An 18,047-nucleotide genomic window follows, 5' to 3' on the forward strand; every position below is an offset into this window, starting at 1 on the left:
GAGAGCTTCAAACAAGCGCATCCAATTTCACTAATTTCAAGGGAACCAGAGGGAGAAGAAAATGTCTAACAAGATGGTGATGATTGCAGGCGCGACATGTTTCGCACTGCTTGCGGCCTGCGACGACACGAGTACATCAAGCGCGTCCGCCGAGCTCACGCCGGCTCAGCAGGCGTGTTTGCGAGATGTAGCTAACACGACGAACAATTCGCAAGTCGTGGTGCTCTCATCCGCGTTTAGCGAGGCGGGAACACAGGTCACAGTCGGCGTTGGCGAGGATCGTGCTCCTTGGAATTGCATTGCTTACAGTGATGGCGCGACAGCTGGTATCGAGTTCCTTGGCGACGAAGGCGCATTGTGACCTGTTTGGTGCGTAGCTGAATACGGCTACGCAGCACTGGCTCACTCTTCGGATAGTTCGACTTGGTTTGTAGAATAACCACCATCGTATTCGCCATCCTTTACCTGCTGGCCTTGTTTGCATTCTTGACGGGTACATTTGGTTGGCTGGGGCAAGAAAGAGACCCTTTGTCCGGGGTGTTCCTTTTGCCGTTGGGACTACCTTGGATACTTGTAGCGGACTTGGTCTTTGAGTTGGCCAAACCATGGTTCGCGGCGATTGCACCGGTGCTCAACCTGTTGGCGCTGGTTTTGATTTGCAGGTGGGCACGCGGTTTGCGCCAGCAGTGAAGGCTGAACTCTTTCTCACCAAAAGGGAGGAAAACTTGGGAAAAGTGATCTTGGGTATCGTGATCGGGCTCGCCCTCGGCGTGGTTGGGGCGATGACCATGGGTGGCGGTGCCGCGATAGGTGTCGGCGTTGCGACAGGCTTGTCCGCCGGTGTTTGCACCACATTGAAAGGAGCACAAGCCGAGAACCTGATCACCGCCGAGCAAGCGGATCAAATCCTCAATCGCGTAAATTCCGAGATGGCATCTCTGCAAGGAATTGAAACGACAGGCGAGATCGTCGGCAGCGCACAGGCATGCGACGAGTTTCTGTCAAAGTTACGAGAAACGAAGTGAGGTTCCGCTTTGCACGGAACAAAACTGTAAGGATTAACCAACAGGGGACCATCTGATGAAACTCAGTTTACTAAAACTCCTCACACCCATGTTTGTATTTTCGGGCACAGCTGCTCTTGCAATGTCAGAAGCCGATGACGCTTGTATCGACCACTTGCGGCAGGTTGGTGGACCAGACGGTCAATCCGGAACGATTGAAAGCTCAGAGTTCTCAGAGGCGGGTACGCTCGTCATGCTGCGAGACGCAGGTGGAACACTTTGGCGCTGCATCGCGTACAAGGATGGAAACATCGGCGAGATGGCGGTTGTCGAGGCGATGGATGATGGCGGTGGAGCAGTGGCAGGCGCGGCCGGTTCTACCGGTAGCCAACGTGTCAAATTCGATGGTGGTTCCACCGGCGCCGAACTCGTTGGTGAACTCGCGCCCGGAGCGTCACAGCAATATGTTCTCGGTGCCAAAAGCGAACAGTTCCTTTACGTTCGCGTTGCTCCGCGAAATGGCTCCTTGGACTACGTTATTCGCAACCCCGATGGTTCTGAACTGTTGGGATTGATGTCGGCGGACAAGGAGTATCGAGGACAGCTTTGGCAATCTGGTGATCATGTTGTGGAGGTTATCAATCGCAGCAACTCTTCCGTCGACTACAACGTCATTTTCGGAATTGAATAGGTGATCAATCAGAAACCCTGGAACGCAAGTATAAAAAGAGAGGGAAAAACAGATGAAACCCAAGGTCCTATTGGTGATCGGCACGGCGTGTACTACCGCGCTTGCAGCATGCGACGACAGTGGCGGATCAGTGGATGCAAGTGCACCAACTGTGGGCAGCTCTAGCGATCTTTCGTCATTTGAAGGGGCAAGAGCGGGCCAAGCTGAAATGGGTATTCAAAGTCTCGGGTTTGAACTCATCCGAAGCGAGGGGCTAACCTCGTACTGGTTTAACAAGGATACCGGTGCATGCGCTCGGATCACGACCTCCGAGGGAAGGTACTCAGATGTAGCTATGCTGCCATCAGGTGACTGCTGACAGACTTCCATCAATCCCAAATCTGAAAGAAGGTGTTCAAACTTGCAATTCGACCTGGCACACGCGGCGGTCATCGTTGTCGCCTTAATCATCACTAACCTGGCATTGAAATTGGCTGGCGTGATCAATGAAGAAAATAAGCACCAATGGAACTGGAAAGTTGTTCTAGCTTACTTCGTAGTCGTCGTTATCATCAATCTGGTGTGGCCCATTTAAAGTTTCACAGCGGAAAGCTAACTGCCCACTTGATATGGTTGTCGTGAACTAGCCTTTCCGAGAGACTATCAGGTCGCAAGAGTTTGAGCATCAAAGGTTCAAGTATAGAAAGGAGATGGCATGCGGTTTTTGGCGTCCCTCATATTCATTGGTGTTCTCGCAACCACTGCGAATTCTGACGTGACCAGTCGAAATGGCGGTCCAAGCAACAGTCAAATGCTGTCAAAGGGTGGTGACGGAGGCGTTGATGGTGTCGATTTCTTTCGCCCAGTCTTAAGCGGAGTGTTGTATCGATCCGGTTTCAAGGGTGGCGACAAGGATCGAACTGGCCTAAGTGAGGGTCAACGCGAAACTCTTTGCGGTGAAGGGTTTTCAACCGGGTTTTATGCCGACTTTGGCAAAAACACTGAATACGGTCGCACCAGTTGTGGAAACGGATCCTTTGACTATCAAAGTGCCAGATCCTCCCGACCCAGTGCTGTCATGGCTTCCATACACGAGGTGATTCAAAACCCTGGAAAAGGCCCTGTCCTGGTGCACTGCATGTGGGGTGTTCATTCCTCGGGAGCATTGTCGGCAATGGCGCTCGTTCAGTTTTGTGGTTGGACGGAAGAAAGGGCCAAGGAATATTGGAATGATGCCCGAAACGGGGCCCCATGTTCAGGCGGGTGCGACCCGTGGATTGACTCAAAATTCTCCAACTTCAGCGTCGACCCCAAGTTGAAAATCTCCACCGAACAACAGGCAGCGATTTGCCCCAAATGATATTGGGAGGACTATCCAAATGAAGTTCAACCTTCTGGGGTCACTTGCTTTCATTGCACCCACCGTCTTATGGGCGAACGACGATGTTCTAGGTGAAGCCACGACATTTGATAGTCCCAACGGCGGTACTGAACGCTGTATTCGGATCGAAAAAATTCCAATGGGCGAGTATAAGAACAGCGACCTTGAGGAAGAAACAACCTATTGCGAGATCGATTTCTATGCCTCCGAAATTGCGATTTGCCCAAAAACTTGGAGCACCAGCCCAGGAATGGCCGTCTACGATATTTCGGAAGGACCCTACACGGGGAACCGTTCCGAATTCGAGAGAAACGCTTGCAAAGAGGGGAAGGCAGCAAAAGATCTGGCCAAGGACAGGGTGGCTAAGTTCAAGTCCACCATGAACCAAAAGGGCACCAGTGGAACGTTTTCAACCTCGTCGCTGCTTTACTATCATTTCTCCAGATATTTCGACACGACTGTCAAAGTTCCAGTCGCCGTTTGGCGTAGCATGGACGCCCAGGCGCATTTTTCCGAGGTCGCAGAGCCTGGCCTTGCGATTTCTGGCGGCTCTCATGGCGGGCGCATGAACCATGAAGGCTGGCGGGTCTTCGCAGCTGCGGATGCCGACCCGAACTCATACCAACCGACAGATGATCTGTTCACATCGGATCGAACGCAAATATACGGCGTGCTGCTTGATAGCCCTGGGCATCGATACGGCTCGGAAATCAACGGCACCCGTAAATCTGGTTGGGGGAAAGGTCAGAACCGCGATTTTCAGGAAACGCCCGCTTTCTTAGCTTTGCGGTCTTCAAAACCATTGTCAGAGGCAATCGCAGAGGGCGTCAGAGAAGGTCGAAGAGACCGGATGATCAACAAGGATCTCGGCCCCGATGTCAGCGACCAACAGATGGCATTTTGGATGCAAGAACTTACCGAGATTGTTCTCCTAGATTTCATCTTTAGCCAGCAGGACCGCGTAGGAAACATAGACTTCACACCCTATTGGTATTGGGTCGAAGACGGAGACCTGAAGCATAGGAAGGCCAAGCACCATCAGCCAAACGATGGAGACGTTCCCGCCGACGCATTATTGATCCGTCGCAGCAATCTAAACGACAACGATGCTGGTGGGCGGGTTGAGTATGCCAACTTCGCGAAATCTACTCAAATGCTAGAGAAAATGCGGCATTTCTCTCCAAGCACATACCGACGCTTGGTTGCGCTGAATAGTGAGCTTCAAACTCAAGGCCCGGTTTATAACTGGCTGTCGCAAAGCCTTGGGCTGTCAGACAGTCAGATTGCACAAGTCGTCAAAAATACCGCGCTGGCAACGTCCATCCTCCAGAGCAATTGTTCAAATGGTGAATTGATATTCGATTTGGATCCCGCCGCATTTTTTCTGACAAGCGACGCCGAGCAAGAGGCCTTAGACTGTAGTGACCCGTAACCTTTCTACCCTTTTTGCGGCGTGCATTTGGACAGCTCTGCTAGCCTGCAAGGCCGCGGCATTGGATGTCATCGTCATATCGGATCTGAACGGAAGCTACGGTTCGGTAAAATACGATGCCCGCGTCGACAAGGCGATTGAGCGGATAGTCGAGATTGATCCAGATCTGGTTATTTCGACCGGAGATATGGTTGCGGGACAGCGCATTCCCAACTTGTCCGACAAACAGGTCAGGGAAATGTGGAAAGCGTTTCATGAGGCGGTATCAGATCCTTTAACGGCTGCCGGAATTCCGTTTGCGGTCACGCCGGGAAACCATGACGCCTCCGCTTACCGAGGGTTCGAGCGTGAAAGAAAAATATACGCAGAGGAATGGACGCCGAGAAAGCCAGACGTCGACTTCCTGGTTTCAGATGACTACCCGTTCTTCTACGCATTTGAGATGCAAGGCATTACGTTTGCGTCTCTGGATGCTACGACCCTAGGGCCGCTGTCCGGCGATCAGCAGGACCGACTTGTGGAACTGGGTACAAGTGGAGACCCGATTGTCACTTTCAGTCACCTCCCACTTTGGCCCTTCGCGATCAAGCGTGAACGCGAAATCATCGGTGACCCAACACTTGAAAAAATCTATTTGGAAAGCGGTGTGGTTCTGCATCTGTCAGGCCACCATCATGCCTTCTATCCGGGTTGGAAAGATGGTGTTACTTACGTCTCCCAAGCTTGTTTGGGAGGTGGCCCGCGACGGCTTATCGGATCAAAAGCCGGATCACCTCACAGCTTCACTCATGTTACGTTCCAGCCAAACGGAAAATTTGGGATAGCAGTATATCGAGGACCTGACTTCGAAAGGTCGGTAAATTTCAAGTCGCTTCCGGAAGAGATCAGATCCCCGAATGCAGTGTTGAAACGTTTGGACCTTGTGAAATGACTAGAGGTTGAGTTTCAGCTCAACTTTATCAGGGACCAGATCGTTTATCATCTCTTCTATCCGGGCTTCTGAAAGCCCTCCCGAGGTGATGAAAAGCAATGAGACGCGAGACTTTCCGGGGACGTGGTGTTTTCTGACCAGCTTCCAGCCAGCGTCTGCGGCCATGGCTTCAATGTCCCCGCTGACTTTCAATGAGTGCTCTTCGTTTGAAGCCTTGAGCGAAATTTCCACGCCCTTGTTTCGCCCACCGAGCCAAATGAAACACCAACATACAACCGCCACCAGTGTGGCCATCAAGGGTAAGCCCAGCCCTACCGCCAGCCCAAGCACGGTGACTATAATCATTTCCACCGTGTCGACCGGGTCATCCATATTTGATCGGAACCTTAACAGAGCTCCTATTCCAAAAATCACGAACCCGATCATCGATCCGTGCTGTACGACCAGAAACCCAACCGCCATGCCGACAAGCGCATAAAGGAAGAACAGTCGCGGCATGACGATATCGCTGACACTTCTACGGGCTTTACGTCTCACCGGATGATAGACGATCAAGCCAGCCAGAATGATCGTGACGATCACATCGAGAGTAAAGAAATACAGTTCCTGTTTGCCACGAAACTGCGTCCACTGGCGTTCGATGAGAATTTCCGATTCCGAAGCCCCGGCCAGCATCGTCGCAGGGTCGACTTGTGACACCGCAGCACCTGGCAACAGCAGCATCAACAACACGGTCACAAATGTGAGGGTCGTATTCAACTTGTCTTCCTTCCTGCTCACGCCAAAGGCTTACGCTTCACCAAAGGCACATCGTGCCCTATTCAATTCAATCGCAACAGGCGGGATCAGGTAAAGAGATTACCGTGCATTCTTCGGACATCGCGTCCGGACTGTGATACGAACGCTGATACAAGGATATGGTCCAAGCGCGAGAAAATTGAATGGCAGAAAACAAAGTGTTTCCGTCAAAAGCTGAAATTTCACGGTGTTTCTGCAAACTTAGACGACTCGCTTTTGCGGCCAGCTTGGTTGCGGCAGCCTTCTTGCCTTGGACCGATTTTGCCTACGCCGAAAGTGCTGGTTTGGTTCTGGTCGATAAATTCAAGGTGGCAGACAATTCAGAGGGATTTTCAGAGCCTTCCGGTTTGGCAATGTCTAACGCTGAAGGTTTCTTGTGGTCTGTAAGTGACGCCGAACCTAAACTGCACCTACTCGGAGCCGACGGAGTATTAGGAAACTCTTTCAGGTTGCCAGCATTGGCAGGATCAGATTTGGAGGGTGTTGCACCTCGAAAGGATGGGTCTGTTTTGGTGCTTCAAGAAACTGACCGATCAATCCTAGTCGTTCACCCAACTGACCCCATTCAACTGACGACAATACCTCTCGCATCTCTTAAAGGTTACCCGACCGCCGCTGAATTACTCGTCGGCAACCCTTTGAACAAGGGACCCGAAGGTATCGCCGTTGACCCGGAATCCGGGCGGGTCTTCGTTGGCATTGAGGGACAACCAAGGTTGTTAATGGTGTTATCGCCAGAGCTAGACGAAATTATTGAGATCATTCCTTTAGCCCGCGATGCAGGTTTTATCTCCGAGCGTGTAGATGATGATGAACTGGATTTGAGCGGCCTGGCATGGTCCCGGTCCTCGCGTTCTCTTTGGATTGTGAGTGACAAAGGCCGTCAGATCTTCATCTACAATCCAGAATCCAAGTCCGTAAAGTCTATCAGTTTGACGTTCACAGAAGATGGAAAACAAAAAGAAGTTAAACATCCCGAAGGGATCGCTCTCGATGAGATCAGAGGGCTTCTCTATATCCTGACAGATGATGCCAAGAAATCGCGGCTTTATGTTTTTGAGCAACCGGAGTTGTGAGGACTGTCCTACTAGTTCTCTACTCTGCGTGGTTGAAAAGCGGGGTTGTGTAAATGAGTGCCGTCTTATGTGCAGCATATTAAGTAAATCTGCGCTCTGTTCGATATGTTTCTAAAAAACATCACCCATCAATATATTCGAATAGCGTCAGGTTCACACATGCGAACCATGTAATAATGTTGGGCTTCAACATGCTCAGTCACCTTAAGGTTATCGATAATGCCCGTATCCAATTCGGTTGTAATTGCGATCATTTGCACTTTAGTGGCCTTTGTTGCAGTTCCAAAATACAGCATTGCCCAAACCTGGGACATCGCCTCACAGCACTCTGTCAGCGGCGTAACGGTATATGATACGGATGAGCTGTTAACGTTTGCCGGTCAGTTGGCTTTTGATCGGTCAGGGCGCATCACAGCAGTGGATGTCGCATCAACGATCACGCAGATCTACCGAGAAGACGGTTACTTCTTGGCTGAGGCCTGGCCCGGCCCCGATGGGCAGAGCATAATTGTTGATGAAGGGCGCATTCAAACCATCGAAATTGAAGGTGTAGATACGCGCACGTTCCAAACCCTAGAGAAGATTTTTCAGCCCCTCACCACCTCCTATCCCATAACGCTGAAACGATTTGAGCGGGCGGTTATGCTAGCCGAGGACATACCTGACTTGGAGTTGTCGACCGAACTTGATTACCCGGATCAGGCTGGTGCTCGGCTGAGAGTATTGGGAGAGCCACTGCGAAAACAAGCCGGTAGTGCGACACTCGACAACCCTCCGCGTGAGCTTGGAGAAGCGCTAAGCTTCTATGTCGTGCAAGAGTTTTATTCAACGCTGACCGTCGGGGATATGCTGCGATTTGAGGGGTCCGGCAACTACAATTGGGACAAAGACGATGAACACTCTTTATGGGGGGCTCTTACCTATCGCACGCCGCTGAACAGCAATGGTCTGTATGGTGAGATCTTTTATGGGAACATAAACGCAAAACGTGACCTCTCGGGGGATTTTGCAAGAACCGATATAGACGGCGAGAACTTCACCGTCGCGATGGGTTACCCGGTGATCCGCGATGTAGCTCGTTACGGATACCTTCTGCTGGATTATCGCCTTTCAGAATCGGATTCTGTTAGTGGAGGCGTTCCACTGTCCAGCGACGCCAGCGTCGTTGGCCTTACATATCTTTACGGGCAAAACTATTCAGAAGGACAGGCGCTGGAAGCCGGATTAACCTTATCTTTTGGCGACAATGACACTGACACGACAGACGCCAATTTCGACGACGGGGACTCTTCGTTCTGGCACTTGCGGGGCGGCATCGGATACGAAAGCCCGCTGACGGGCTTATCGCCCAACACTGCGTGGCGGACTGAAATCTGGGGGCAGTACACAACTGACCGTCTGCCTTCTGTCGAAGAGTACTTTCTTGGTGATCGTTATGCTTTGCGCGGATATCGGTTTGACGAAGTGGATGGTGATTCAGGGATCTCAGCAATCTTCGAAGTATCTCACTCCTATTTCCCAAGCTCGCAGAGCGTAAATCGTCTGACGCCCTTCGCTTTTTTCGACGTTGGTTACATCTCGAATAATGATCCCGCCAGTTTCGAAGTGGGAAGTGCAACACTGGCATCGACCGGGTTGGGGCTGGACATCGAGTTTAAGCGAAACTTATTCCTATCCGGATACGTTGGCGTCCCTTTGAGAGACGGTCCTCTGACCGACTCGGGCGACCCAGGCGCGTATCTTGCTCTGACAACAAGTTGGTGAGGATGTTATGAAACTGAACAGAATTGCGTTACTTACAACAGCTTGTTTGATTGCAGAACTGGCCGCTACACAGGTCGTTGCCGGCGGAAATCAGTACGGGTGGTGCCGTGGCGTGGGGAATCCTCACCAGTCAAGCCAAGGATGCGGGCAGGCCGGTGGGCAAGGAACAGGTAATCAAATTACCGGCCCAACTCAGCCGGTAGCAAATCAGTTGCCGCCTAAGGGAACCCAGCAAACGCCCACATCCGTTACTGTTCCAGTCCTTGCGCCGGGCGCGGTTCCGAACGCAATTCCCGGTCAGGTTCCTATCGCGACACCAATAGCGGTTCCCGGTCAGGTTCCCACGCCGGTAGTAGCGCCGACCCTAGCTCCGCCTTTGACTCCAAATGCGACTCCAAACCGGGTTCCGACAGCCGTTCCAAATCAGGTTCCGCCATTGGCTACCGGGCCTACCGCGGTGCCGCCGCAAGTTCCGACTGCAACTCCCAATCAAGTTCCGATAGCTATCCCTGGCCAGGTTCCGCCTCAACCTACCGGCCCAACAGCGGTGCCGCCACTTGTGCCCACCGCGACACCAAACCAAATACCAGTCGCAGTTCCTGGTCAGGTCCCGCCTCAGCCCACCGGTCAAACTGCTGTGCCACCGCTCGTCCCGACTGCAACACCAAACCAAATTCCGGTCGCAGTGCCCGGCCGTGTTCCGCAACCCAGCGGTACAACAGCGACGCCACCGCTTGTCCCAACAGCAACCCCCAATCAGGTTCCCACGGCGGTTCCTGGCCAGGTTCCACAGTTGACACCAAAACCTACGGCAACTCACGTGGCCGTCCCAGGGCATCCGAAACCACAAGGCGTCGTGACAATCATGCGCCCTAAGCCGAGGCCGACGACCGGTACTGTCCAGCGACCTGGAACAACTCAAGTGACCCACCATATAACCCACCAAAGCAATGCGAAGAAACACGATCACGTCGCAGCAACACCTGGGCGGCATGATCCGCACGACCTACCGAGATTCCGCAACGCGGCGGCCAAGGAAGACTGGGAATGCGTTGCCAGCGGATTTGGGCAACGTCGGTATGATGCCGGGCGCGGCGTGTTGCTGAACAGCGGGGCACTACGACACCTTGGAAATGTGGATGCGATGGCTCGTGATGTACCAGCACGGCACCCGAAGCATTCCGGATGCATTATCTCGGTCAAACGAAAGCGGCAGTAGCGCCAGGCACATCTTGAAGCCTTAGAGGAATTCTTCCGAGTGGGAAGCTGGTTTCCAACCAAGGTTAAGTTGAAGAATAGACATCAACCGAAGGTTGTCATCTCTCAGAAGGTTAATGAGGCATATCCACACTTTCATTGCAAGCCTTTGAGTTTCCGACGATGGCCCTTCAAAACCTCGCTTGCATCGCAATCCAGCCGTCGGAGCGTATAATGCGAATATGACAAGAGATATTGAATCTAACGCTCAGACAATTGCTGATGCCCTGACCTCTGCCCAGCAGATACCTAAACTGTCTTCAGAGGCAGGACAGCTATCGCTGGATGACGCTTATTCGATTGCTAGTCGTGTCCGCGAGATTCTGGACAAAGAAAGAGTTGGCAGAAAAGTCGGCTTCACGAACCGCACGATTTGGCCTGTTTACGGTGTGGATCAACCCATTTGGGGAGAGGTCCACGCAGATGGGCTGTTTTCGACTGATCAGCCGGTAAACTTGGCAAGGTATTCAGAACCGAGGATTGAACCAGAAATCGTACTCGGCCTTAGACATACACCGACGGCTGAAATGAACGATGAGCAGTTGGCAGGTTGCGTGGAGTGGGTCGCTCCAGGATTTGAAATCGTCCAATCGATTTATCCCAACTGGAAATTCTCGGTCGAAGACTCAATCGCAGCACAAGGATTGCACGGCTGCCTTGTTCTTGGCGACAAAATCGAGGCGACGCATGATATCTTGACCGGCTTGGCCGAAGTGCCACTAGCGTTGTTCAAGGGCACCGAGGCTATCGAGGCCGGCAAGGGTGAAAACGCGCTCGGCGGCCCTCCGTCAGCAGGATAATCAGCGTCAACGACGCCAGTCCCTTGAAGTATTTTGAGCACGTGATGAGAGTAACCGAGCGCTATGACACCGATTTGGCGTGCCAGCTCATCTTCATCTGTAACTTGCCAAGAATTTCCAAAAAAACAGTCTTCTTCAGAGAATTGCGAAAGTGTGATCGGCATTTGTATTACTGCTGTAACTTTTTTAGTTAGGCGTTCTAAAATTTTCAAAGGTAGCGTTCTCTAGTTTTGTCCCGTCGAACGTCGGCGAGACTCTCCCACACGCTTTGATTGAACACAATACGCAAGAATCTGCTTTAGAGTAGCCGCGCAACAGTGCCATTCATTTGAGAAGACCACTGTCGGCTTATTCATTGAACTTTGCAAAGCCTGCTTTTGTTGCGTATGGCCGAAACTTGGGTTGGCTGTGGTATGACGGACCTGGTCCTCCAGTTCGTGAATGAGCACCTTCGATAGCCCGGTTTCTGCGGTTTATGCCAGGAACGACTGCCTCCAACCCAACTACCTATTTTGGACCAAATAAATCAGTTCCAGAAAAGACCGTAGGCTTCCGAGTTCAATTGACCGACTCCGCGAAAACTGCATGACCCATAGTCAGACTACCTTTTGACGGCTGTTCTTAAAACTGGGTTCGACTTATGGTTGGGTTTTGCGCAAAACTATGGGCAAGTAATGCAAAGTTATGCGCAAAATTCAATATTATGGGCGCACCTACACAATCTCAGAAATCCAGGTTTTCGACGCTCAACGCGTTTTGTTGGATGAATTCGCGGCGAGGCTCGACCACGTCACCCATCAGTTTGGTGAACAGGTCGTCTGCTTCGACCATGTCATCGACCCGCACCTGCAAAAGGGTACGGGCATCCGGGTCCAGCGTGGTTTCCCACAACTGATCGGGGTTCATCTCGCCCAGTCCTTTGTAGCGTTGCAGGGACAGACCCTTTTCGCCCTCTTCCAGAATGGCGCGCAGCAGGTCCAGCGGGCCGTGGATGGCTTGCATCCGATCACGGCGAACCAGAGTGGCCGGGGTGTTGTAAACCTCTTGCAGGCTTTGGGTGAAACTACCCGTCTTGCGCGCCTCGCCCGAGCGCAGCATGGGGCCGTCCAGCGTGCGCACTTCTTCGACGCCCCGCAGGATGCGGGCCAGACGGATGCCATGATCCTGTGTAATCCGGCCTTGCCAACCGCGTTCGTATTCCAGCGCGATCAGGTCCAGACGGGCGGCCACCTTGTCGGCCACACCTTGCAGGTCGGCATCCACCGCACCCGGAACAAATGCTCCGGCGACCGCGGCCTGTTCCAGGATGTGACGCGGGTAATGCGTTGGGAAGGCGTCCAGCACACGTTTCAACTGGCGCGCTTCGTCTACGACGCGGGTCAGGTCCTGCCCGATGATCTCCTCACCCGAGCCCAGTTTCAGCACCGCGCCCTCAACGCCTTGATTGATTAGGTAGTCGTCCAGAGCCGCCTGATCCTTCAGGTAAACTTCTGATTTACCACGCGAAACCTTATAAAGCGGCGGTTGCGCGATATAGAGGTATCCACCTTCGATCAGCTCCGGCATCTGACGGTAGAAGAAGGTCAGCAGCAGGGTCCGAATATGCGCGCCATCCACATCCGCGTCGGTCATGATGACGATCTTGTGGTAGCGCAGCTTTTCGATGTTGAACTCATCGCGGCCAATGCCAGTGCCCAGCGCCATCACCAGATTGCCGATTTCCTGCGACGAGAGCATCCGGTCAAACCGCGCACGTTCGACGTTCAGAATTTTCCCACGCAGGGGCAGAACGGCCTGAGTCAACCGGTCCCGACCCGTCTGGGCGGAACCACCCGCCGAGTCACCCTCCACCAGGAAAACTTCGGTCTTGGACGGGTCTTTCTCGGAACAGTCCTTCAGCTTCCCAGCCAGATAGTTCACATCCATCGCCGTTTTGCGGCGGGTCAGTTCGCGCGCCTTGCGGGCCGCCTCGCGCGCCAGAGCAGCCTCGATGATCTTACCGACAATGCCCTTGGCCTCATTCGGATTCTCCTCGAACCACTCGGCCAGTTTTTCGTTCATCAAGCCTTCGACCGCCGGGCGCACCTCGGACGACACCAGCTTGTCCTTGGTCTGGGAGGAGAATTTCGGATCGGGTACCTTGACCGACAACACACAGGTCAAACCTTCGCGCGCGTCATCACCGGTGAAGCTGACCTTTTCCTTCTTCGCGATCCCGCTGGACTGCGCATAGTTGTTGATCGTCCGGGTCAGAGCGCCTCGGAAACCGGCCACATGCGTGCCGCCGTCGCGCTGCGGGATGTTGTTGGTAAAGGGCAGAACGGTCTCATGATAACTGTCATTCCACCACATCGCGATTTCGACCCCAATGTCGTCACGCTCGCCCTTGATATAAATCGGCTCGGGCATCGCGGGCGTCTTCGACCGGTCGAGGTATTTGACGAATTCCTTGACGCCACCCTCATAGAACAGCTCGGTCTCCAACCGTTCGGCGGGGCGCTCGTCGATCAGGATGATCCGCACGCCCGAGTTCAAAAAGGCCAGCTCACGCAGGCGCTTTTCAAGCGTTTCAAACGAATATTCGAGGTTCGAGAACGTACTGGTCGAGGCCAAAAACCGCACCTCGGTTCCAGTGCGATCCCCACATTCGCCCACGACCTTCAGATGTTCCGCTGTTTCGCCACCTTCAAAGCGCGCCACGTGTTCCTTGCCGTTGCGCCAGATACGCAGCTCCAGCCAATCGGACAGGGCATTCACAACCGAGACACCCACACCGTGCAGGCCACCTGACACCTTGTACGAGTTGCTGTCAAACTTCCCGCCCGCATGCAGTTGGGTCATGATGACTTCAGCGGCTGACACACCTTCTTCGGGGTGAATATCCACCGGAATCCCACGGCCGTTATCGCTGACCGAAACACTGGAATCGGCGTGGATTTTGACCGTCACATGGTCGGCGTGCCCGGCCAGCGCCTCATCAATTCCGTTGTCCACAACCTCGTACACCATGTGGTGCAGGCCCGACCCATCGTCAGTGTCACCGATATACATACCGGGACGTTTGCGAACAGCCTCTAAGCCTTTGAGAACCTTAATGGAATCAGCGCCATATTCCTGTGGTGCCTGTGCGTCTTCGGACATTCGGTTAGTACCTATATTATTTTGGTAACTTATACGTTTTCTGGTGGGGAATGTCACGCGATCCCACCAGATTTTGTGTCGGTCAGTGTCTTTTTCAGCAGATCACAGCCGATCTAGATCGGCCGCAATATCCGACGCCAATTCTATCGCATTCACATCGTCACGCTCGGCCGACAACCGCAGACCCAAAAGATCCGATTGGTACCGTGCGGCCAACCGATCCGGGTCATGATGTGCGCCAATTTCTCCGGCCGCCTGCGCACGTCGGAAAAGGGTGGCGAAACACTCTTTCATCTCCTCCAGATGAGCGCCTGCCTTGTCCGCCAAACCGTGCCCTTTGGCCTGCAGTTCAGCGAATGTCTTGGCCAGCATACAAGCACGCGCTGGCATTTCCTTGGCGCTTATCACGATCTGCGGCTGCGTTTTTAACGCCTGTAATGGCCCAACCTCATCCGCCATGGTCGTCAATCGCGACACGCCATCCTGCGCGTACCGCTCCAACGCCAGAGCATACAGCGCATCCTTGGATCCGAAGGCCGCATAGAAACTGCCAGGTTTCAGATTCAGTTCGCGTTCAAGATCCTTGAGCGACGTTCCAGCCCACCCCTGACGCCAAAAGATATCCCTGGCCTGCGCGATCAGCGCATCTCGGTCGTATGAAGGTTTGCGAGGCATCGGGTTCACCAATTCTTGAGCATTTACTCAAATATATACTTGAGTGATCGCTCAATAAAGCCTAAATACGACTCACAGCGCCAGAAACAGGAGTTTTGACATGGCAAACTTCCCCTCTCATGACCTTGAAACCGCCCCTGAAGGGTCCAAACCGCTGCTGGAAAAGTCTCAGGCCGCGTTTGGCCGACTGCCCGGCCTGCACAAAGTGATGGCTGAAAGCCCGCAGCATCTGGAAGGCTATCAGATTCTGCACCATTTGTTCCTGCAAACCGACTTTGACAATGACGAGAAGACCGTTGTCTGGCAGACAATCAACGTGGAAAACGAATGCCACTATTGTGTGCCTGCCCATACCGGCATCGCCAAGATGATGAAGGTCTCGGACGAAATCACCGAGGCCCTGCGCAATGAAACTCCGCTCCCGTCGGCCAAGCTTGAGGCCCTGCGGACCTTCACGTTGCAAATGATGGAAACCCGTGGCAACCCGTCCGATGCACAGCTTCAGGCGTTCTTTGACGCCGGTTATTCACACCGCGCCGTTCTGGATGTGGTGCTGGGCCTGGCACAGAAAACCATGTCGAACTACGTCAACCACATGGCCCAAACACCCGTTGATGAGGTGATGCGCGGCTTCTTGTGGGAGCGTAAAGTCGGCGAGCCGGCCTAAGCCGTCACGACTGAGCCCTCATCGCTTTCGGTAACAACAAGCGTTTGGGCCCGGTCCCCCAACTCCGCAAACAGCTCAGGCCCGGTGCCTGTCATCCAGGCCTGAGCCCCCAGCGCGCAAATCTCATCATAAAGCGCAGCCCGCCGCCCGGCATCCAGATGTGCCGCAACCTCATCCAGCAATACGATCGGCGGCGCACCCACTGTCTCAGCCAGCGCACGTGCGTTCGACAGGATCAACGACACCAACAGCGCCTTCTGCTCTCCGGTTGAACAATCCCTGGCGGGAACACCCTTGGCCTTAAAAACCCCATACACGTCAGACCGATGCGGCCCCACCAATGTCCGCCCTGCAGCCAAATCGCGGAACCGGCTTTCGGCCAGTGCCTCGCGCAGATCGTCTGCCGTTTCGGGCATCGCACCTTCGGTTTGCACTAGCTCCAGATCAGCCGATGGGAAGGCGGTTTCCGCCCGCTCCTGCGCAGCGCGCAAACAATCCAAAGCCGACAGTCGCGCTGCGTGGATACGGTATCCGGTCTCGGCCATCTGCCCCTCAAGCGCTGCATACCAATGGGCATCACGCACTTGCTCTTTCAGCAGGCGGTTCCTTTCGCGCATGGATTTCTCATAAGTCAGGGACGCCTCAGCGTGGGTCGGATCAAAACTCAAGGCGATGCGATCCAGAAACCGCCGCCGCCCCTCGGCCCCTTCGATCCACAACCGGTCCATTGAAGGGATTAGCCAGACCACCCGCGCCAGCTTGCCCAAATCAATCTGACTGGCCGTTTTGTCATCAATCCGAACCTGCCGTGCTGCGCCACCCTCGGACCACGTCTCGATCTCATAGCTTTGCCCCTGCGCCTGCAACACACCAGACAGCTTCCAGCCCAGCGCCTCGGGCCGCCGCGTCATCTCAGCCGCACTCGCCCGCCGCATCCCACGTCCGGGCGAGAACAACGACACCGCCTCCAGAATATTAGTCTTACCGGCCCCGTTTGGTCCATGCAGCGCAACCGGCCGCCCATCCAAAGCCAGCCGCGCCAGCTTATGCGACCGAAAATGCGAGACCGTCAGTTCGGTCAGGGCCAATCCCATGACCCCACCCTTCTTCTGTTCAAAAATACTTCCGCCGGAGGCATCGCGCGCCAGCGCGATCAGACGCGCATCGGCATGACGACGTAAACCGCGCTCTGATCATTGCCTTCGCGCATCAAGGTCGGATCACCGGCCGAGTTAAACAGAAACACAGCATTCTCACGATCCACCTGAGAAGCAATCTCGAGCAGGTATTTCGCATTGAATCCAATCTCAAGCCGCTCGTCGCCATAAGCCACAGCCAGCTCTTCCTCGGCGGCACCGCTGTCAGGGGCATTGACCGACAGAACCAGCTTATCGGCATCCAGCTGCAATTTCACCGCGCGCGAGCGTTCGGACGATACGGTCGCCACACGATCCACGGCTTGCGCGAATTCGGCGGCATCCACTTCCAACTGGCGCGTATTGCCCTGCGGGATCACACGAGTGTAGTCGGGGAAGGTGCCGTCGATCACTTTCGAAGTCAGTGTGATATCAGGCGTCGCAAAGCGCACCTTGGTTTCACTGACAGACACAGCGATATCCATCTCATCATCGTCCAGCAGCTTGCGCAGCTCACCCACGGTCTTGCGCGGTACGATCACGCCCGGCATATCAGCCGCCCCATCAGGCAGATCCGCATCAATCCGCGCCAGACGGTGCCCGTCTGTGGCCACACAGCGCAGCACCTTACCGCCCTCGGATCCATCGGCCACATGCATATAAACGCCATTCAGGTAATAGCGCGTCTCTTCGGTCGAGATCGCAAATTTCGACTTGTCAAACAAACGCCGCAACAGCGCCGCCGAGGCCGTAAAGTTCGACTGATACTCCGAGGACGCCATCACCGGGAAATCCTCTTTCGGCAGGGTCGCCAGCGAAAAGTTCGAGCGCCCGGCCTCAACCGTTAGACGACCCGAAGCACTGTCGGCAGTCAGCGTCACCAAAGCCCCATCCGGCAGCTTCCGCACGATTTCGTGCAAAGTCGTCGCCGCTACGGTGGTCGCACCGGCTTTTTCGACCTGTGCGGGCGCCTTATCAACCACTTCGATATCCAGATCGGTGGCACGGAACATGGCCACATCGCCTTCGGCTTCGATCAGCACGTTGGCAAGTATTGGAATGGTGTTGCGACGTTCCACAACGGATTGGGCCTGCGAGACGGCCTTAAGAAGGGTGCCGCGTTCGATGCTGATCTTCATACCCTCAATTCCTTTGACTTGCGTGCCGATTTGGGCGGGACTGGCACGTTAGCGGTTCCACCCTGAGGCACAAGGATTTTTTAAGGATTTCTGAGTCGGATTGACCAAAGCGTCAAGAGGGGCGTGACCAAGCGGGCACAGTTCCCACCCAACCGTGGGTTAAAGCCCACAAAAAA

General features: G+C 54.1%; 17 protein-coding genes. 11 read left to right on the top strand and 6 right to left on the bottom strand.

Annotation, left to right across the window (positions count from 1 at the left end; genetic code table 11):
* Positions 1-61 precede the first annotated feature (61 nt).
* From ACT2B1_RS00225 to ACT2B1_RS00250, 6 genes are all read left to right on the top strand, one after another.
* A complete protein-coding gene (locus tag ACT2B1_RS00225; protein ID WP_170337109.1) occupies positions 62-361 on the top strand; it encodes a hypothetical protein in 300 nt (99 codons plus the stop codon).
* 244 nt (positions 362-605) lie between these two features.
* On the top strand, positions 606-1,025 hold the full coding sequence (locus tag ACT2B1_RS00230; RefSeq protein ID WP_271952805.1) for a hypothetical protein: 420 nt from the start codon (positions 606-608) through the stop codon (positions 1,023-1,025).
* A 55-nt stretch (positions 1,026-1,080) separates the two neighbouring features.
* On the top strand, positions 1,081-1,695 hold the full coding sequence (locus ACT2B1_RS00235) for a hypothetical protein (RefSeq protein ID WP_271952807.1): 615 nt from the start codon (positions 1,081-1,083) through the stop codon (positions 1,693-1,695).
* Positions 1,696-2,095: 400 nt separating this feature from the next.
* The gene (locus ACT2B1_RS00240) at positions 2,096-2,269 is read left to right on the top strand and encodes a hypothetical protein (RefSeq protein ID WP_481668353.1); all 174 of its coding nucleotides are present in this window, start codon (positions 2,096-2,098) and stop codon (positions 2,267-2,269) included.
* A 784-nt stretch (positions 2,270-3,053) separates the two neighbouring features.
* Positions 3,054-4,487, top strand: coding sequence for a hypothetical protein (locus ACT2B1_RS00245; protein ID WP_142639633.1), 1,434 nt, complete (start codon positions 3,054-3,056; stop codon positions 4,485-4,487).
* The gene (locus ACT2B1_RS00250) at positions 4,477-5,418 is read left to right on the top strand and encodes a metallophosphoesterase family protein (protein ID WP_481668354.1); all 942 of its coding nucleotides are present in this window, start codon (positions 4,477-4,479) and stop codon (positions 5,416-5,418) included. The genes ACT2B1_RS00245 and ACT2B1_RS00250 overlap by 11 nt, the downstream gene beginning before the upstream one ends.
* On the opposite strand, the gene ACT2B1_RS00255 is transcribed toward ACT2B1_RS00250, so the two are convergent.
* Positions 5,419-6,177, bottom strand: coding sequence for a DUF4956 domain-containing protein (locus tag ACT2B1_RS00255; RefSeq protein ID WP_142639636.1), 759 nt, complete (start codon positions 6,175-6,177; stop codon positions 5,419-5,421). It lies immediately after the preceding gene.
* A gap of 182 nt (positions 6,178-6,359) precedes the next feature.
* Between ACT2B1_RS00255 and ACT2B1_RS00260 the strand changes: the two genes are divergently transcribed.
* Together ACT2B1_RS00260 and ACT2B1_RS00265 are read left to right on the top strand one after the other, a co-directional pair.
* Entirely contained in the window at positions 6,360-7,292 is a 933-nt protein-coding gene (locus ACT2B1_RS00260) for an SdiA-regulated domain-containing protein (RefSeq protein WP_481668355.1), read from the top strand.
* 219 nt (positions 7,293-7,511) lie between these two features.
* On the top strand, positions 7,512-9,056 hold the full coding sequence (locus ACT2B1_RS00265; protein WP_481668356.1) for a ShlB/FhaC/HecB family hemolysin secretion/activation protein: 1,545 nt from the start codon (positions 7,512-7,514) through the stop codon (positions 9,054-9,056).
* A 530-nt stretch (positions 9,057-9,586) separates the two neighbouring features.
* On the opposite strand, the gene ACT2B1_RS00270 is transcribed toward ACT2B1_RS00265, so the two are convergent.
* The gene (locus ACT2B1_RS00270) at positions 9,587-9,847 is read right to left on the bottom strand and encodes a hypothetical protein (RefSeq protein WP_481668348.1); all 261 of its coding nucleotides are present in this window, start codon (positions 9,845-9,847) and stop codon (positions 9,587-9,589) included.
* A 131-nt stretch (positions 9,848-9,978) separates the two neighbouring features.
* Between ACT2B1_RS00270 and ACT2B1_RS00275 the strand changes: the two genes are divergently transcribed.
* Both ACT2B1_RS00275 and ACT2B1_RS00280 read left to right on the top strand, forming a co-directional pair.
* Entirely contained in the window at positions 9,979-10,275 is a 297-nt protein-coding gene (locus tag ACT2B1_RS00275; RefSeq protein WP_282121536.1) for a hypothetical protein, read from the top strand.
* A 220-nt stretch (positions 10,276-10,495) separates the two neighbouring features.
* On the top strand, positions 10,496-11,113 hold the full coding sequence (locus ACT2B1_RS00280; protein WP_481668357.1) for a 2-keto-4-pentenoate hydratase: 618 nt from the start codon (positions 10,496-10,498) through the stop codon (positions 11,111-11,113).
* 723 nt (positions 11,114-11,836) lie between these two features.
* Here the strand turns inward: ACT2B1_RS00280 and gyrB are convergent.
* On the bottom strand, positions 11,837-14,254 hold the full coding sequence (gene gyrB / locus ACT2B1_RS00285) for a DNA topoisomerase (ATP-hydrolyzing) subunit B (RefSeq protein ID WP_171212493.1): 2,418 nt from the start codon (positions 14,252-14,254) through the stop codon (positions 11,837-11,839).
* A gap of 102 nt (positions 14,255-14,356) precedes the next feature.
* Positions 14,357-14,929 (bottom strand): TetR/AcrR family transcriptional regulator, encoded by a 573-nt coding sequence (locus ACT2B1_RS00290; RefSeq protein ID WP_171126694.1) that lies wholly within the window; start codon positions 14,927-14,929, stop codon positions 14,357-14,359.
* Between the two features lie 100 nt (positions 14,930-15,029).
* Here ACT2B1_RS00290 and ACT2B1_RS00295 point away from each other — a divergent pair, with 100 nt between their 5' ends.
* A complete protein-coding gene (locus tag ACT2B1_RS00295; protein ID WP_171126693.1) occupies positions 15,030-15,596 on the top strand; it encodes a carboxymuconolactone decarboxylase family protein in 567 nt (188 codons plus the stop codon).
* Here the strand turns inward: ACT2B1_RS00295 and recF are convergent.
* Complete coding sequence (recF, locus tag ACT2B1_RS00300) at positions 15,593-16,690, bottom strand: DNA replication/repair protein RecF (RefSeq protein ID WP_171241126.1); 1,098 nt, start codon at positions 16,688-16,690, stop codon at positions 15,593-15,595. The two genes, ACT2B1_RS00295 and recF, sit on opposite strands and share 4 nt — an antisense overlap.
* Before the next feature lie 59 nt (positions 16,691-16,749).
* Entirely contained in the window at positions 16,750-17,871 is a 1,122-nt protein-coding gene (dnaN, locus tag ACT2B1_RS00305) for a DNA polymerase III subunit beta (RefSeq protein ID WP_171125983.1), read from the bottom strand.
* Positions 17,872-18,047: the final 176 nt, after the last annotated feature.

The sequence above is a fragment of the Ruegeria sp. S263 genome, from assembly GCF_056780525.1.

Excerpts from the sequence above, each read along its gene's own strand:
- dnaN (WP_171125983.1), bottom strand. The coding sequence starts at position 17,871 with ATGAAGATCAGCATCGAACGCGGCACCCTTCTTAAGGCCGTCTCGCAG.
- ACT2B1_RS00280 (WP_481668357.1), top strand. The coding sequence starts at position 10,496 with ATGACAAGAGATATTGAATCTAACGCTCAGACAATTGCTGATGCCCTG.
- ACT2B1_RS00235 (WP_271952807.1), top strand. The coding sequence starts at position 1,081 with ATGAAACTCAGTTTACTAAAACTCCTCACACCCATGTTTGTATTTTCG.
- ACT2B1_RS00265 (WP_481668356.1), top strand. The coding sequence starts at position 7,512 with ATGCCCGTATCCAATTCGGTTGTAATTGCGATCATTTGCACTTTAGTG.
- ACT2B1_RS00245 (WP_142639633.1), top strand. The coding sequence starts at position 3,054 with ATGAAGTTCAACCTTCTGGGGTCACTTGCTTTCATTGCACCCACCGTC.
- recF (WP_171241126.1), bottom strand. The coding sequence starts at position 16,690 with ATGGGATTGGCCCTGACCGAACTGACGGTCTCGCATTTTCGGTCGCAT.
- gyrB (WP_171212493.1), bottom strand. The coding sequence starts at position 14,254 with ATGTCCGAAGACGCACAGGCACCACAGGAATATGGCGCTGATTCCATT.
- ACT2B1_RS00230 (WP_271952805.1), top strand. The coding sequence starts at position 606 with ATGGTTCGCGGCGATTGCACCGGTGCTCAACCTGTTGGCGCTGGTTTT.
- ACT2B1_RS00225 (WP_170337109.1), top strand. The coding sequence starts at position 62 with ATGTCTAACAAGATGGTGATGATTGCAGGCGCGACATGTTTCGCACTG.
- ACT2B1_RS00260 (WP_481668355.1), top strand. The coding sequence starts at position 6,360 with ATGGCAGAAAACAAAGTGTTTCCGTCAAAAGCTGAAATTTCACGGTGT.
- ACT2B1_RS00295 (WP_171126693.1), top strand. The coding sequence starts at position 15,030 with ATGGCAAACTTCCCCTCTCATGACCTTGAAACCGCCCCTGAAGGGTCC.
- ACT2B1_RS00290 (WP_171126694.1), bottom strand. The coding sequence starts at position 14,929 with ATGCCTCGCAAACCTTCATACGACCGAGATGCGCTGATCGCGCAGGCC.